This window comes from Pseudomonas sp. NY15364 (assembly GCF_048068235.1).
GTDB lineage: Bacteria > Pseudomonadota > Gammaproteobacteria > Pseudomonadales > Pseudomonadaceae > Aquipseudomonas > Aquipseudomonas mendocina_D.
In genome coordinates this window covers 1-14,440 of sequence record NZ_JBLUPX010000032.1, presented here as the reverse complement: position 1 = coordinate 14,440, position 14,440 = coordinate 1, and the positions used below count along the sequence as shown (strand labels likewise).

Here is a 14,440-nt window from a genome sequence, read left to right as displayed (position 1 = left end):
TATAAGCAGCCACCTGTTGGCGAAACTGTGTACTCGGCGGACAGGCCGCGTGACTGGAGTCGCAGTTTTGTATATCAGGCCAGGCGTAGCGGGTGGCGGGTAACCGATGAGGTCTGCAGGTTACTGTCGGGCAGCGGCAAAATCGCTTGGTTATGCACGCTGGCCAATTGCAGCCAAAGATGCTCGCCGGAGCTGAACTGGCCGTTGGGCAACCACAGGCCGTGGTGCCAACCGTTGCCCGGTGCCGGGGTGCTTTGCAGTACGCCAGGGTGAGTCTGCGCATTGGGTGCACGCCGCAGCCAGACCGGCCGCGGCAGGCCTTTCAGATAGCGCAGCCCGAGGTGTAGGCCTTCGCTATTGAGATGACGCCAACGCACCAGTGCCAGGGTCGGTGTGGCATTGGTCAGCAGCAGAACCAGTTGCCCGACCTGCAGTTGTCCACCCTCGTTGGCGTTGCACAGCAGGCGCGCGCCGCCCGGGCTGGCGTCGAGAATCTGCGCCTCGGTACGCTGCGGCAGTTTATCCAGCAGCTGCGCATGAATGGCCGGCAGACCCACCACCAGGCTGCATTGGCCTTCCAGTTCGGCACGTTCATGGCGACGTTGCTGGCGGCCCAGCCAGTGCTGGCGCACTCGTTCGAGCAACTGGCGCTCCTGCGCGCTTTGTAGGGGCGCGGGTTCGTGCAGGGCAATCAGTAGCGCGCCCAGTTCGAAGCGGCGCAGATTGGCGGCTTCGCCTTCGATACGTTGTTCGAAACTGAGGCAGGCCTGTGATTCGCTGAGGTCGACTACCGGGCCTTCGGCATCGTCTTCCTCGTCCCAGGCTTGCAGCCTGGCCAGCGCCGCCAGAGGTGCCAGCGCGCTGAACAGAGTCAGGCATTCGCCTTCATCGAGATGGAAGGGGTTGCTCAGGGCCAAGAGCAGCATCTGCTGGTAGAGGCCGCGCAGGGTGCTGGCCGGTTTCGGCTCGAAGGCCGCCGCGACTGGTTCGTCCAGGCACTGCTGATGCTCGCCGATCCAGTACAGCAGGTGGCTGTCGCGCCAGAGCGTTGCAGGTGGCTCCTGGTACAGCTGGTAGTGGCGCAGCAACTGCTGAGCAAGAAAGTGCTGGGCCATGTACAGGCACCACGCAAGGTGCGGCATCGACGGCTGGCGACCCTGCAAAATTTGCAGTAGCAGGCGTTTGAAACCGATCGCCAATTCGCCGCACAGCCGCACGAATAGAGGGCTTGGCGGATGCTGGCGATTGGCAAGGCTGGTGTAATGGCGGTACTCGTCACTGAAGTTTTGCAGCGCACGCTGCCTTTCCAGTAAGGTCAGAGCGCTGCGATTGAGCGAAAACAAAAGGCCCAGCACTTGTTGCAGGCCATGTTCCGGCTCCAGATGGCGAGCAGCTGCGAGTCGCTGGGCGATTTCCGCTGGCGATAAGCTGTTGTCCTCGCGGATGTCCGGTACTTCCAGGCGCAGGGCATCCAGCGTCATATCAACCCTGGGTGGACGAGGATCGAGTACATGGGCTTAGGGCTCCGGAGTTTCGGCAAGGCTGTTTTGGGTATCTGCGCCGGTCTGTTGCTGACGGCTTGTGCCGAAGATTACGGCCTTGATCAGCATGGACGAAAGGTAACGGCTGAGAGCCTGGATGGCCAGTGGCTAGTCATTAATTATTGGGCTGAGTGGTGTGCGCCGTGTCGCACGGAAATTCCCGAGCTCAACGCTTTGGAAGAAGAACTGAAAACCCAGTCGGCGCGAGTGATCGGCGTCAATTTCGATGCCCTGCAGGGTGATGACCTCAAGCGCGCAGCGGACAGTTTCGACATTCGTTTCACCGTGCTGGCGCAGGACCCGGCGGCGCGCTTCGAGCTGCCGCGCAATGACGTGCTACCCGTGACCTATATAGTCGATGCCGACGGCAAGTTGCGTGAGCGCCTGGTAGGCGAGCAGACGTCGGCAGGCTTGCAGGCGCATCTCAAGCAGTTGCGCGGGCAGTAACGCCGAGAAAAACCGGCACGTTGGGCAGTCGCAACGATAGGTAGCATGCTAAGCTTTTGCCTCGGCCGAACCTGCGCCGTGCTTCATGAGTCTGCCTGATGTCCGCTACCCATCTAACCCGTGGCAGCGCCGGTTATCGGCGCGCCACCCTGGCGCTGTTCTGCGCCGGTTTCGCCACATTCGCCATGCTCTATTGCGTGCAGCCGCTGTTACCTCTGCTGGCGGCGCACTTTCGCGTGTCTGCAGCCAGTAGCAGCCTGGCGTTATCCCTCACCACACTGAGCCTGGCGCTGTGCCTGCTGATTTCCGGCGCGCTGGCCGAGAGCTGGGGGCGCAAGCCGGTCATGGCTGCGGCGCTGGGGTTGGCAGCAGTTCTGGGGATCGCCTGCGCGCTGGTAGAAGAGTGGGGCAGTTTGCTGATTCTGCGCGCGCTGCTGGGGCTGGCGCTGAGTGGTCTGCCCGCGTTGGCGATGGCCTATGTCGGCGAAGAATTCGACCCCGAAGCATTACCGGCGGCGATGGGGCTGTATATCGGCGGTACGGCGCTGGGCGGTTTGCTCGGGCGTTTGCTGGCTGGTCTGCTCAGTGACCTGGGCGGCTGGCCCTGGGCCCTGGGCGGCATTGCCGGGCTTGGCCTGTTGGCGCTGGGGCTGTTTATCTGGCTGTTGCCGCCTTCACGGCATTTCACCGCCCAGCCGCTGTCCTTGCGCGGGCTGCTGCGCAACTTCGCCTTGCACCTGAGCAACCCGCGTTTGCGCGTGCTGTTCGCTCTGGCCTTCCTGCTCATGGGCGGCTTCGTTGCGCTGTTCAACTATGTTGGCTTTCGCCTGGCCGGCGCGCCGTTCAACCTTTCGGCGACGGTGATCGGCCTGTTGTTCACCGTCTACCTGCTGGGCATCTTCAGTGCCGGTTGGGCAGGGCGCCTGGTGCCACGCTTCGGCGCACGTCAGGTGCTGCACGGCGGGATCGGCTTGATGTTGTTGGGTGTGGCCTTGTGCGCGACGCCCTGGTTGAGCGCTGCGGTGATCGGGCTGGCGCTATTCACCCTGGGTTTCTTCGCGGCTCATGCGGTTGCCAGCGGGCAGGTCGGTATCCATGCGCAGGGGGCCAAGGCGCAGGCATCGGCACTGTACCTGTGTGCCTATTACCTCGGCTCCAGCCTGGTGGGCTACGTCGGTGGTTATGTATGGGAGCACGCCGGTTGGCTGGCGTTGCTGGCTGTGCTGGCCTCGTTATTCGTCGCGGCAGGGGCTCTGGTACGGCGTATCTAGGCTGTTTGTCGCTCGTTCAGTGCAGGTTCAAGGAGGGTTCAGGAGGGATTCAGTAGTCTTCCCGCAGACTTGTTGCCGAGTTGATCAAAACTGCAACGAGAGGAAGGATTCAATGAAAATCACCCTGAACCGTATCGCATTCGCTACCTGCCTGGCCCTGGGTGCAACCGCAGCCCAAGCCAACGACAATTTCGTCGGCCTGACCTGGGGTCAGACTGACAACAATATTCAGAAGTCCAACGCGCTGAATGCCAATCTCGGCAATCCCAAGTTGGACAAAGTGATCAATGACGAGGGTACCTGGGGTGTCCGCGCCGGCCAGAAGACTGCTGACGGTCGCTACTACGCGACCTACGAGAATGTCTCCGACAGTCACAATGGCTACAAACTGCGTCAGCAGAATCTGCTCGGTAGCTACGACATGTTCGTCCCGCTGGGCAGCAACAACACCAAGCTATTCGGTGGTGTAACCGCCGGCCTGGTCAAGCTCGAGCAGGAAAGCCGCGGCTTCTCCCGCGACAGCGATATCGGATTTGCTGCAGGTTTGCAGGCCGGTATCCTGCAGGAACTGAACAGCAATACCTCGATCGAAGCCGGCTATCGTTATCTGCGTACCAACGCCAGCACGGAAATGGCACCGCGTGGTGAAGGCAAGGCCGGGTCGCTGGACCTGCATAGCAGTTCGCAGCTCTACCTCGGCGCCAACTTCGCCTTCTGATGGCGGCTTAGCGTTACCAGGCCGGGCATCTGCCCGGCCTTCGTACAACTAAAAAGGGGAAATCTCATGAAATTGCTGGTGGTGGAGGATGAGGCGTTACTGCGTCACCATCTGTTCACTCGCCTCAGTGAAAACGGACATGTGGTGGACGCCGTGCGCACCGCCGAAGAAGCACTGTACCGAGCTGAGTCCTTCAATCATGACCTGGCCCTGGTCGATCTCGGTCTGCCGGGTATGAGCGGTATCGACCTGATCCGTGAGCTGCGCAGTCAGGACAAGAATTTTCCGATCCTGATCCTTACCGCGCGCGGTAACTGGCAGGACAAGGTCGAAGGGCTGTCCTGCGGCGCTGACGACTATGTGGTCAAACCGTTCCAGTTCGAAGAGTTGGAGGCGCGGCTGAACGCGCTGCTGCGACGCTCTTCCGGGTTCACCAAATCGACCATCGAGGCGGGGTCGCTGGTGCTGGACCTCAATCGCAAGCAGGCCACAGTGGATGAGCAGTCGCTGCAGTTGACGGCCTACGAGTACCGCATTCTCGAATACCTCATGCTGCATCACCAGCAGGTGGTGGCCAAGGAACGCCTGATGGAGCAACTCTATCCGGGCGACGACGAGCGTGACCCCAACGTCATAGAGGTGCTGGTCGGCCGTCTGCGGCGCAAGCTGGAAGGTGTGCTCGGCGGCAAACCAATAGAGACCGTGCGTGGCCAGGGCTACATGTTCAACGAGCGCTGCAAGTGAGTCGAGCGCGCGCCGCGTTGCGCAAATTGCGCATGCGTTTCGGCTCGCTGCGGCTGCGCCTGATGTTGGCCAGCGCCGCGTTGGCAATGCTGTTCATGCTGTTGCTGATGCCTGTCTTGCAGGGCGTGTTTCTCATGGCTCTGGAGCAGACCGTGGAGAAGCGTCTGGCCTCCGATGCGGCCGCGTTGATATCTGCCGCCCGCATCCATGACGGCCAGTTGCACATGCCGGACAAGATGCCTGACGAGGAATTCGACAACCTCGACTCGCACCTGCTGGGTTTCATCTTCGACCGTGAAGGCCAGATGATCTGGCGCTCACGCTCCTCCATCGACGAGTTGGTGCGCTACCTGCCGCGCTACGACGGTCGCGGCCACGAGTTCATCCGCATTCGCGATGACAGCGGCCAGGAATACTTCGTATACGACGTGGAAGTGGATTTGCTGCGCGGCGACCAAACCGCGCTGAGCATCGTGACCATGCAGCCGACGCGCGAATACCAGGGGCTGTTCAACGGCTTTGCCTGGCAACTGCGTCTATGGCTGGGCATCGCCTTGCTAGTGTTGCTGGGCCTGCTCTGGTTCGGCCTGACCTGGGGTTTTCGCAGCCTGCGCGGCCTCAGCGACGAGCTTGATGGCGTGGAGGCGGGCACTCGTCAACGGCTGAGTGATGAACACCCGCGCGAACTGCTGCGCCTGACCAACTCCCTCAACCGCCTGCTCGACAGCGAACGGCGCCAGCGCGAGCGCTACCGCGACTCGCTGGAAGACCTCGCCCACAGCCTGAAAACACCACTCAGCGTGTTGCAGGGCATTGGCGAAACCCTTGCCGTTCAACACGAAAATCGCGAGCAGGCACAGCTGATGCAGGCGCAGATCGAACGCATGAGCCAGCAGGTCGGCTATCAACTGCAGCGCGCCAGCCTGCGCCGCAGCGGCCTGGTACGCCATCGCGAGAAGGTCTGGCCGGTGCTCGACGGCTTGTGCCGCTCGCTGGACAAGGTCTACCGCGACAAGCGCGTCGAAGCGACACTGGAAGTGCCCGAGCACAGCCAGATCACCATGGAACGTGGCGCGCTGATGGAACTGCTCGGCAACCTGCTGGAAAACGCCTATCGCCTCTGCCTGCATCGCGTACGCGTCAGGCTACAACCCCTGGCCGGCGGCTGCCTGATCACCATCGAGGACGACGGCCCCGGCGTACCGCAGCAGCAGCGTGAGCGGGTGCTACAGCGCGGCGAGCGTCTGGATGCGCAGAACCCGGGGCAGGGCATAGGCCTGGCAGTGGTGGAAGACATCATCGAAAGCTACGACGGCGAGCTGAGCCTGGAAGACTCGGAGCTTGGCGGCGCCTGTTTCAGGGTGCGGTTGTATGACTGAGCCTTGCTGATGCATCTTCCTTGATTGTGCTCAGGCCGCTGCAGCGGAGCAAGGCTGATAACAATGATGATCCTCGTGATCGATTGAACGCTTGGCCCCCGCTGCGTGAACTACAGAATGGCCAGGGCGCAAGAGCCCAGAACAGGCCGGACATACGAATGCAACCGCGCTGGCGACAGATGCAAAGCAACACTTTGCTCACTGCTTGTGGGGAGAGTCCATATACACTAGTTAGACATTAACTCCACGACTCTGGATCAATTTCAAAATTTTCACTTTCTAGGCGGCGGAGTTCCTGAAAGCTATCAGATTTTTCCTTAATTTCACTCCAGGCACGTTTGAAAGAGGGCCGTTCAAGATTTGACTTTATTCCCGATAACCAATTTAGCCAAGCTTCTTTCTTAACGCGATTGCGCTGCCTTAGAGGAGTTTGCTCATTGGTTAGATCTATGTATCTATAAAGCTCGTCGAATGATTTTTGAAATTCTTCCTCAGAAAGTTCTATGCCTAGTAGCGCTTTTGTAGGGATATTGGATGCTAGCTCTCTGTACTCTTTTGCAAGTCCATCTTCAAACTCAAGCTGCGCTATGTTCTTTGAGATCCTCAGCTGACCATAAGCTAAAAATACTCCGCACGCGGCAACAACTGATGCAAGAGCCGATATCCAGTCTGGCGTGATGTATTTGCAAAATTCCAAGGCTGCCTCGATTTTGATTTAACGTCTAACGCAGAAGTGGGGCAGCGCGGAGGGAAACAAAAGCTTAGCTTTTGGCTGTCCCCTCGACTGCCGAGTTACGCCTTGCGTTCAGAATCAACACCCTTCTCTTCCATTCTTTCCTGTGCTCGCCTTTTTGCACTCTCTTGAAACTGTATTGCAGCCGCTGCGGCGTCAAGCGCTCCTTCCTTTATAGAGTTAGCGATTGCCCTCCGCCTTCTTAAGAAGATCGCTATATTGCCAACGATCCATGTCGCCAATATGGCAAAAACGGCTGCTAAAGCGAGTGCATTTGGTCTGTGTCCGATGAATTTTCCAAATACCAGACCGAAGATGAAGAAAAGCATGCCCATCGTGGCATTGAATTTCAGGAGGGTAATGATCGCGGATTTCACAGTTGAGTTGCCCTTTGGCCAATTTGCCTAGCTATTAATTAGACGATATTCATGTCGCATTTCCACACGACACCTGTCGTATAACCTTCCTTGTCGTCCTGTAAGTCCTTGTCTGGCCTGACGATGCTCGCTGCAAACGCGACAGCACTCGGGAGAAAAAGCGACATGGAGAACGGCAAGCTTATCGCCTCTGGCGCATTGCCAGCAGGCTTTGGTCAGAAACTAGTACATGACTGTCTGCTCTGTCCATTCACGAAGCCCGATGCACAGACAGCCATGCTGCCTTACCCCTCTTGCGCGCGATACGCCCCTGGCGTGAGCCCTGTCCATTTCTTGAAAGCCCGATGAAATGCCGAGGGTTCGGAGAAGCCGAGTTGTTCGGCAATGTCCTGAATTGCCAGTTCGTCGCGGCCCAGGTGGTAGATGGCGAGGTCGCGGCGCAGGTGGTCCTTGAGCTCCTGGAAGCTGGTGCCTTCTTCGCGCAGGTGGCGGCGCAGGGTTTGCGGGCTGGTGTGCAGGTGCTGGGCGACCTGTTCCAGGTCCGGCCAGGTTCGGCAGTCGCGACCGAGCAGGCGGCGGATCTGGCTGATCAGGCTGTCGCCGCCGTCGGGGCGAGCCAGCAGGTCGGCGGGGGAGTGCTGGAGAAATTGCTTGAGGGTGCGTTCGTCCTGCAGCAGCGGCATGGCCAGGTAGCGGGCATGGAACAGCAGGCTGTTTTGCCCGGCGGCAAAGCGTCGACTGCAGGGGAACAGCAGTTCGTATTCGGCGGCATGCGCGGGTTCGGGGTAGGCGAAGGTGGCTTCTTCCAGGCGGATGCGTTGGCCGATCAGCCAACTGCCCAGGCGATGCCAGATCACCAGCAGGCTCTCCACGAGAAAATGATCCGGGTCCCACAACGTGCTGTCGTCGACGCTCAGCCGCGCCCAGTCGCCTTCGCGTTGCAGGCGTATGCCCGGTGCGTCGGGAAACAGGCCATAGAACATCGCACCACGGCTCAGAGCTTTTTCCAGGCTGCGGCAGTGAATAATGGCGTGGCCCATCATGGCGAAGGTGCCGCGTTTGCTCGGCTGGCGGCCGAAGCCGAGGTATTCGTCGTCCAGCGCTTCCCACAGCAGTTGCATCAGCCGGGAAAATTGTTCCGGGGCGATGCGTGCGCGTGGCTCGACCAGCACGGCGCTCTGAATACCAGCCTGACGCAGTATTGGGTCGCAGGCCTGGCCGTGGCGGTCCGCACCGCGCAGGGCGGCACGGACGAAATGGCTGGCAATGGTGCGTTCGCGCATGCTGGGTTTCCGAAAGCGAGGGTGGCCGATGGTAGGCAGCTGCGCTCGGCTTGGGCAAGCCAGCCGAGCGATTGGGTCAACCGAGGCTGAGCGCATGGGTCATTGAGGGCGCGCGGGGTGGCCCTTACCCTCAATGGCATAACAACAGCGGAGGACCCGCCCATGCAGCGCAGCCATTTCGACACCGAGCACAACCTGTTCCGCGATGCCTTCGCGGCCTTTCTCGACAAGGAAGTGGTGCCCCATCAGGAGGCCTGGGAAGAGGCAGGTGTGGTGGATCGCAGCGTGTGGCGCAAAGCCGGCGAGATGGGTTTTCTGCTGCCTTGGGCGGACGAGGAGTACGGCGGGGCGGGGCTCAAGGACTTTCGTTACGAGCAGATCATGTGCGAGGAGCTGGCGCGCATCAACGAGCCGGGGTTCATGATCCCGCTGCACTCGGCGCTGTGCGGTCCCTATATCGCCGAGTACGGCAATGCCGAGCAGAAGGCGCGGCTGCTGCCGGGCATCATCAGCGGTGAAATCATTCTGGCGGTAGCGATGACCGAGCCGTCTGCCGGCTCGGATCTGGCCGGCATGCGCACCACAGCGGTGGACAAGGTCGACCACTGGCTACTTAACGGCTCCAAGGTGTTCATCTCCAATGGCTATCTGGCCGATGTGGTGATCGTCGCGGCCAAGACCGATCCGGCCAACAAGCACGCCATGGGCCTGTTTCTGGTGGAGCGCGGCATGCCCGGTTTCGAGCGCGGCAAGAAGCTGAAGAAACTCGGCATGCACAGCCAGGACACCGCCGAGTTGTTCTTCAATGACGTCAAGGTGCCCAAGGACAACCTGCTGGGCGATGCCAAGGGCGGCTTCTTCTACCTGATGAACATGCTGGCCCAGGAGCGTCTGACCAATGCCTGTGGCGCAGTGGCCGGCGCCGAGGCGGCGCTGCAGACCACCATCGAGTACGTCAAGGAGCGCCACGCTTTCGGTCGCCCCGTCGCGCACTTTCAGAACACCCGCTTCAAGCTGGCGGAAATGCGCACGCAGGTCGACGTGGCGCAGGTGTTCACCGACCGCTGCGTGATGGATCACAACCAGAAGAAGCTCACTCCCGAAGTGGCTGCCGAGGCCAAGCTATTCACTACCGAACTGCTCGGCAAGGTGGTCGACGAGGGCGTGCAGCTGCACGGCGGCTGGGGCTACATGTGGGAGTACCCGATCTGCAAGATGTACGCGAATGCGCGTATCCAGCGCATCTTCGCCGGCACCTCGGAGATCATGAAGGAGATTATCAGTCGCGGGATGAAGCTGTAGGTTTTCGCACTATGACGGCATCGCGGTCTATCGTCAGTAGCGCTCGTATCGCAATGAGCAGGTGAACCAAAAGGACAAGAAGGTAGCCTCCCATGACCCTGCAACTACCTCTGGAACGATTCAACCACTGGCTGGATCGGCAACCCGACGCAGTCTGGCTGCGTCAGCCTGTTAATGGCGTGTGGCATGACTACAGCTGGCTGCAGGTCGACGAGCAGGCGCGGCGCCTGGCCAGCGCGCTGCTGGCGCTGGGCTGCGTACCTGGCGAGCGCGTGGCGCTGCTGGCGAAGAACTGCGCCGAATGGTTCATCAGCGACCTGGCGATCCAGCACGCTGGGCTGGTAAGCGTGCCGCTGTATCCGCTGCAGGCGCCGGAACAGATCGCTTACGTGCTGGAGCACGCGGGCTGCAAGGTGATTTTGGTTGGCAAGCTGGATGAGCCGGACAAGCTGGCCAGCGGCATCGCCGCGCATATCACCCGCATCGCCATGCCATATCCGACCATGCCTGCTGAGTACCAGTGGCACGCGCTACTGGCCGCTCACGAGCCGCTGCCGGGGACCCGCTCTCAACGTGGCGAGGATCTGCTGTCGATCCTTTACACTTCTGGCACTACCGGGCAGCCCAAGGGCGTGATGCTTTCGGCCCACGCCATGGCGTTCTCTTCGGCCAACGCCACGGCTGAGCTGAACATGACGCCGTTGGATCAGTTTTTCTCCTACTTGCCGTTGTCGCATGCCGCTGAGCGTTTTCTGGTGGAGTTCAACAGCCTCTATTGCGGCGCACCGGTGGCCTTCGTCGAATCCCTGGAGACTTTCGCCAGCGACCTGCGCCAAGTACGGCCCACGGTCTTCTTCTCGGTGCCGCGATTGTGGACGCGCTTTCAACAGGGCGTGCTGGAGAAACTGCCGGTGCACAAGCTCGAGCGTCTGCTGCGCATTCCGCTGCTCGGGCGTCTGGTAGCGCACAAGGTGCGCGCAGGCTTGGGACTGGATCGCGCGCGTATTCTCGTGTCCGGTGCGGCGGCGATTTCCACCGGCTTGTTGGAATGGTACCGGCGGTTGGGCATGACCATTTGCGAGGGCTACGGCATGACCGAGCACTTTGCCTATGGCTGTTTCAATCGCCCCGGCCAGGTGCGCTTCGGCACCGTGGGCAGGCCGATGCCGAATCTGCAGGTGCGCATCGATGCGGCTGGCGAGATTCTGCTGCGCAGCGAAACGCTGATGCAGGGTTATTACCGCGAACCAGAGAAAACCGGGGAAACGCTCAGAGACGGCTGGTTGCACACGGGGGATCGCGGCCAGCTGGATGAGGCCGGCTATCTGCGCATTACCGGGCGGGTTAAGGACATCTTCAAGACCAGCAAGGGCAAGTACGTGGCGCCGGCGCCCATCGAGGGCGACATAGCCAAGAGTCACTGGGTCGAGCAGGTGTGTCTGATGGGCAGCAATCTCGATCAACCGCTGGCGCTGATCGAACTCTCGCCCGTCGCCCGTCAGCAACCGCGTGAGCTGCTCGAACAGTCTCTTTCCGAGCACTTGCACGCAGTCAATCAGAGGCTCGAGGTGCATGAACGTGTCAGTCACTTCTATCTGGTCAGTGAGGCCTGGACGGTGGATAACGGCAGCATGACGCCGACCATGAAAATTCGTCGCAACGTCCTGGAAGTGCGTTATGCCGAGGCTATTGTCGGCCTGCCAGGTGAGCGGGTCATCGTCTGGGAACATTGATTCATCGTCTGGGTGCAAACCGGTAAGCGTCATCCCAGGTTGCATCCGGTCTACCTCGAACACGCCAATCTGGAGTCACCATGTCCGGCCCGTTGTCATCACTGAAGATTCTCGATTTTTCCACGCTGCTGCCTGGGCCGTTCGCGTCGCTGCTGTTGGCCGACATGGGCGCCGAGGTGCTGCGGGTGGAGTCGCCCACGCGCATGGATCTGGTACGCGTGCTGCCGCCGCACGACGGCGGAACCTCCACCAGTCACGCCTACCTCAACCGCAACAAGCGTAGCATCGCCCTGGACCTTAAGCGGCCAGAGGCCGTTGAGGTGGTCAAGCAACTGGTTGGCGAGTACGACATCGTGCTCGAGCAGTTCCGCCCCGGCGTGATGGACAAGCTGGGTGTCGGCTACGAGGCGCTCAAGGCGATCAACCCGCGGCTGATCTACGTGTCGATCACCGGCTACGGCCAGAACGGGCCGTACCGTGACCGTGCCGGGCATGACATCAACTACCTGGCGCTGGCCGGTATCGCCAGCTATACAGGGCGCCGCGACAGTGGCCCGTTACCGCTTGGTGTGCAGTTGGCCGACCTGGCAGGTGGCTCGCTGCATGGCGTGATCGGCCTGCTCGCGGCCGTGGTACAGCGCCAGGTTACCGGCCTGGGGCAGCAGGTCGACGTGAGCATGACCGACTGCGCGTTCAGCCTGCACGGCATGGCGGGGGCTGGCTACCTGGGGGCTGGCGTCGAGCCTGAGATGGAAAACCAGGCGCTCAATGGCGGCAGCTTTTACGACTACTACCGTACCCGCGACGGTCGTTGGTTCTCTGTCGGCAGCCTGGAGCCGCAGTTCATGCAGCAGTTCTGCGCGGCCATCGGCCGCCCCGAGTTGGCGGCGCGTGGTCTGTCGCAAAAGCCCGAGGACCAGCGCGCGCTCAAGCGCGAGATCGAGATCGAGTTCGAGAAGCGCGATTTCGCGCAATGGTGCGCGGTGTTCGCCGAGCTGGATGCTTGCGTCGAGCCAATGCTGCCGCTGGCCGAGGCGGTCGAGCATCCGCAGGTCAAGGCGCGTGGCCTAGTGGTGGAGGTGCCGCGCGAAGGCTTGCCGGCGCAGTCGCAACTGGCCTGCCCACTGAAGTTCTCCGAAGGGCTACCACCGCCAAGGCATGTCGGTGCGGCAGTTGGCGCGCATACCTCCGAGGTGCTGGCTGAGCTGGGCTACGACGCCGAACAGATCGAGGCGTTGAGGAGTGCTAGGGCGCTGGGTTGAGTCGAACGGCTAACTGTCTGGCAATGTCGCTGCGCACAGCGCGCCCTGCGGGGCTTCGATACTGGCGTAGGGTACGCCGCGCGCATCGAGGCGTTATGAGATTTCCCTCATCACTCCTGGCGCTGCTCGCCGCTGAAGGTCAGCGTCACCTTGCAGCGCCGGCAGTAGTAGCGGCGGCCCTTGGCGACCAGAGCGTGACGCTGGGCGGAGAAGGGAAACTCACCATCCGCGCAGCTACAACGATAGATGAAGCGACTGACCTTGCGCCGTTCGACTTCGTAGCTGTGGCAGCGATGTGGCGGCAGTTCGTAGACGCCGCGCATGATCAACTGCCACTCCTCACCATGCGGCTGGATGCGCGGGCCGAATAGCTGGTGGGCGACCATGTGAGCGACTTCGTGAGGCACGGTCTGGCGCAGGAAATCCTCATGGTTGGCGCGGTACAGCTGCAGGTTGAAACGCAGCTTGTTTTCCGTGAGGTGTGCGACGCCAGCCTTCTGGCCACGCAGCTTGAAGCTGATCTCGGGGCGGGCAAAGCGTTGCTTGAAGAAGGTTTCGGCCTGCTGATAACAGGCTTCGACGCGGGCTTGAATCTGTTCTGGCATGGACAGGCGCAGGTACGGGCTGAGCGCCGATTATGCCGTAAGCGGCCTGCTTGCGCAGGTATCACTCGTCTACTGGCGCCTGCATTTGCTCCTGTTGGGTGCCGCGGCTCTGGTCCTGCTGCACCGTGCGCTGATACTCCGGCTCCAGGGTGTAGGTCCAGAACAGGATCATGCTCACCAGAATGGTGACGATCACCAGCAGCCCCACGCCAATCATCGAGGAGGCGTAGAGGAAACCTTGCTGATTGTCGATGCGCATGAAACGTGGCAGCCCGACATAGATCAGGTAGGCAGCATGGGCGCAGGCGAGTAGCAGGACGCTGATTGCCAGCCAGCGCGTGGGATAGAGCGCGGCGATCCCGGCGATAAAGAAGGGCGTACAGGCGTAGGCGATGAAACCAATGCACTGGTTGAAGGTGGGCCTGGCCTCGAAGGTGCGCGACATGTAGCGCAGGAAGTAGCCCATGATGAACACACCGACCAGCGTTGCCAGATAAAGCAGCCCGCTCAGTTGCAGTGCACTTGCGACCTCCAGGCGAATGCGTTCTTCTCCTACCAGGCTCCAGCCGACCCAACGGGTGCCGATGAACAGGCAAACCGCTGGTAGCAGGCTGAAAAGCAACAGGTAGGGCAAGTAGCTGGCGCTGTTACGTTCCTCGTCCTGGCGAATGGCCGTCCACGCTCGATCCGGGCGGGTGAGAAGGGTGTAGAGGTTCGCATACATGGTGTGACCATCCGCTTGGCTGCCTTTAAATGTCCGGCAGCCGTTGCAGCGTAGGGTTCAACCCAAATTTTCTGGTGCATGGCAACGAAAAGGCCGCCCGAGCAGACTGTGTGAAAACCTAGCAGTCTGAGTGCAAGGTGAAGACAATGCCTCCATCAGTCGATGGGGGCATTGTCGTTTATGGGCTACATCCAGGGTGAAGGTCGTCAGCAAAGCAGCCTGTTTCCGCCGACATTGGAAGAGCTGGTTCCTGAGGATCATCTAGTTCGAGTCATCGAGGCCTATGTGGCTCGTCTGGATCTGAAGGTACTGGGGTTCAGC

At 60.9% G+C, this 14,440-nt stretch carries 14 protein-coding genes; 8 read left to right on the top strand and 6 right to left on the bottom strand.

Annotated features, from left to right (window positions below; genetic code table 11):
* Positions 1-74 precede the first annotated feature (74 nt).
* Positions 75-1,481, bottom strand: coding sequence for a PilZ domain-containing protein (locus ACNFCJ_RS20245; RefSeq protein ID WP_416773252.1), 1,407 nt, complete (start codon positions 1,479-1,481; stop codon positions 75-77).
* A 30-nt stretch (positions 1,482-1,511) separates the two neighbouring features.
* On the opposite strand from ACNFCJ_RS20245, the gene ACNFCJ_RS20240 reads away from it, so the two are divergent.
* The 5 genes from ACNFCJ_RS20240 (at position 1,512) to ACNFCJ_RS20220 (ending at position 6,100) form a co-directional block, all read left to right on the top strand.
* The gene (locus tag ACNFCJ_RS20240; RefSeq protein WP_416773251.1) at positions 1,512-1,988 is read left to right on the top strand and encodes a TlpA disulfide reductase family protein; all 477 of its coding nucleotides are present in this window, start codon (positions 1,512-1,514) and stop codon (positions 1,986-1,988) included.
* A 98-nt stretch (positions 1,989-2,086) separates the two neighbouring features.
* Positions 2,087-3,259, top strand: a complete 1,173-nt coding sequence (locus ACNFCJ_RS20235; protein WP_416773250.1) for an MFS transporter — start codon at positions 2,087-2,089, stop codon at positions 3,257-3,259.
* Between the two features lie 112 nt (positions 3,260-3,371).
* Complete coding sequence (locus tag ACNFCJ_RS20230) at positions 3,372-3,977, top strand: hypothetical protein (protein ID WP_416773249.1); 606 nt, start codon at positions 3,372-3,374, stop codon at positions 3,975-3,977.
* 66 nt (positions 3,978-4,043) lie between these two features.
* A complete protein-coding gene (locus tag ACNFCJ_RS20225; RefSeq protein WP_099523335.1) occupies positions 4,044-4,721 on the top strand; it encodes a response regulator transcription factor in 678 nt (225 codons plus the stop codon).
* Positions 4,718-6,100: an ATP-binding protein gene (locus ACNFCJ_RS20220; protein ID WP_416773247.1), complete on the top strand. Its 1,383-nt coding sequence runs from the start codon at positions 4,718-4,720 to the stop codon at positions 6,098-6,100. The genes ACNFCJ_RS20225 and ACNFCJ_RS20220 overlap by 4 nt, the downstream gene beginning before the upstream one ends.
* 238 nt (positions 6,101-6,338) lie before the next feature.
* Here the strand turns inward: ACNFCJ_RS20220 and ACNFCJ_RS20215 are convergent, their stop codons facing one another.
* The 3 genes from ACNFCJ_RS20215 to ACNFCJ_RS20205 all read right to left on the bottom strand — a co-directional run bounded on the left by ACNFCJ_RS20215 (position 6,339) and on the right by ACNFCJ_RS20205 (position 8,493).
* On the bottom strand, positions 6,339-6,797 hold the full coding sequence (locus ACNFCJ_RS20215; protein ID WP_416773245.1) for a hypothetical protein: 459 nt from the start codon (positions 6,795-6,797) through the stop codon (positions 6,339-6,341).
* 95 nt (positions 6,798-6,892) lie between these two features.
* Entirely contained in the window at positions 6,893-7,210 is a 318-nt protein-coding gene (locus ACNFCJ_RS20210) for a hypothetical protein (RefSeq protein ID WP_416773244.1), read from the bottom strand.
* A 284-nt stretch (positions 7,211-7,494) separates the two neighbouring features.
* Complete coding sequence (locus ACNFCJ_RS20205; RefSeq protein WP_416773242.1) at positions 7,495-8,493, bottom strand: AraC family transcriptional regulator; 999 nt, start codon at positions 8,491-8,493, stop codon at positions 7,495-7,497.
* Between the two features lie 162 nt (positions 8,494-8,655).
* Here ACNFCJ_RS20205 and ACNFCJ_RS20200 point away from each other — a divergent pair, with 162 nt between their 5' ends.
* From ACNFCJ_RS20200 to ACNFCJ_RS20190, 3 genes are all read left to right on the top strand, one after another.
* Positions 8,656-9,795: an acyl-CoA dehydrogenase family protein gene (locus tag ACNFCJ_RS20200; protein ID WP_416773240.1), complete on the top strand. Its 1,140-nt coding sequence runs from the start codon at positions 8,656-8,658 to the stop codon at positions 9,793-9,795.
* 92 nt (positions 9,796-9,887) lie between these two features.
* On the top strand, positions 9,888-11,528 hold the full coding sequence (locus ACNFCJ_RS20195; protein ID WP_416773239.1) for an AMP-binding protein: 1,641 nt from the start codon (positions 9,888-9,890) through the stop codon (positions 11,526-11,528).
* Between the two features lie 80 nt (positions 11,529-11,608).
* Positions 11,609-12,790, top strand: coding sequence for a CaiB/BaiF CoA transferase family protein (locus ACNFCJ_RS20190; protein ID WP_416773238.1), 1,182 nt, complete (start codon positions 11,609-11,611; stop codon positions 12,788-12,790).
* Positions 12,791-12,900: 110 nt separating this feature from the next.
* On the opposite strand, the gene ACNFCJ_RS20185 is transcribed toward ACNFCJ_RS20190, so the two are convergent.
* On the bottom strand, positions 12,901-13,395 hold the full coding sequence (locus tag ACNFCJ_RS20185; RefSeq protein WP_106735555.1) for a SprT family zinc-dependent metalloprotease: 495 nt from the start codon (positions 13,393-13,395) through the stop codon (positions 12,901-12,903).
* A gap of 61 nt (positions 13,396-13,456) precedes the next feature.
* Positions 13,457-14,119, bottom strand: coding sequence for a Yip1 family protein (locus tag ACNFCJ_RS20180; RefSeq protein ID WP_416773236.1), 663 nt, complete (start codon positions 14,117-14,119; stop codon positions 13,457-13,459).
* Between the last annotated feature and the right edge of the window lie 321 nt (positions 14,120-14,440).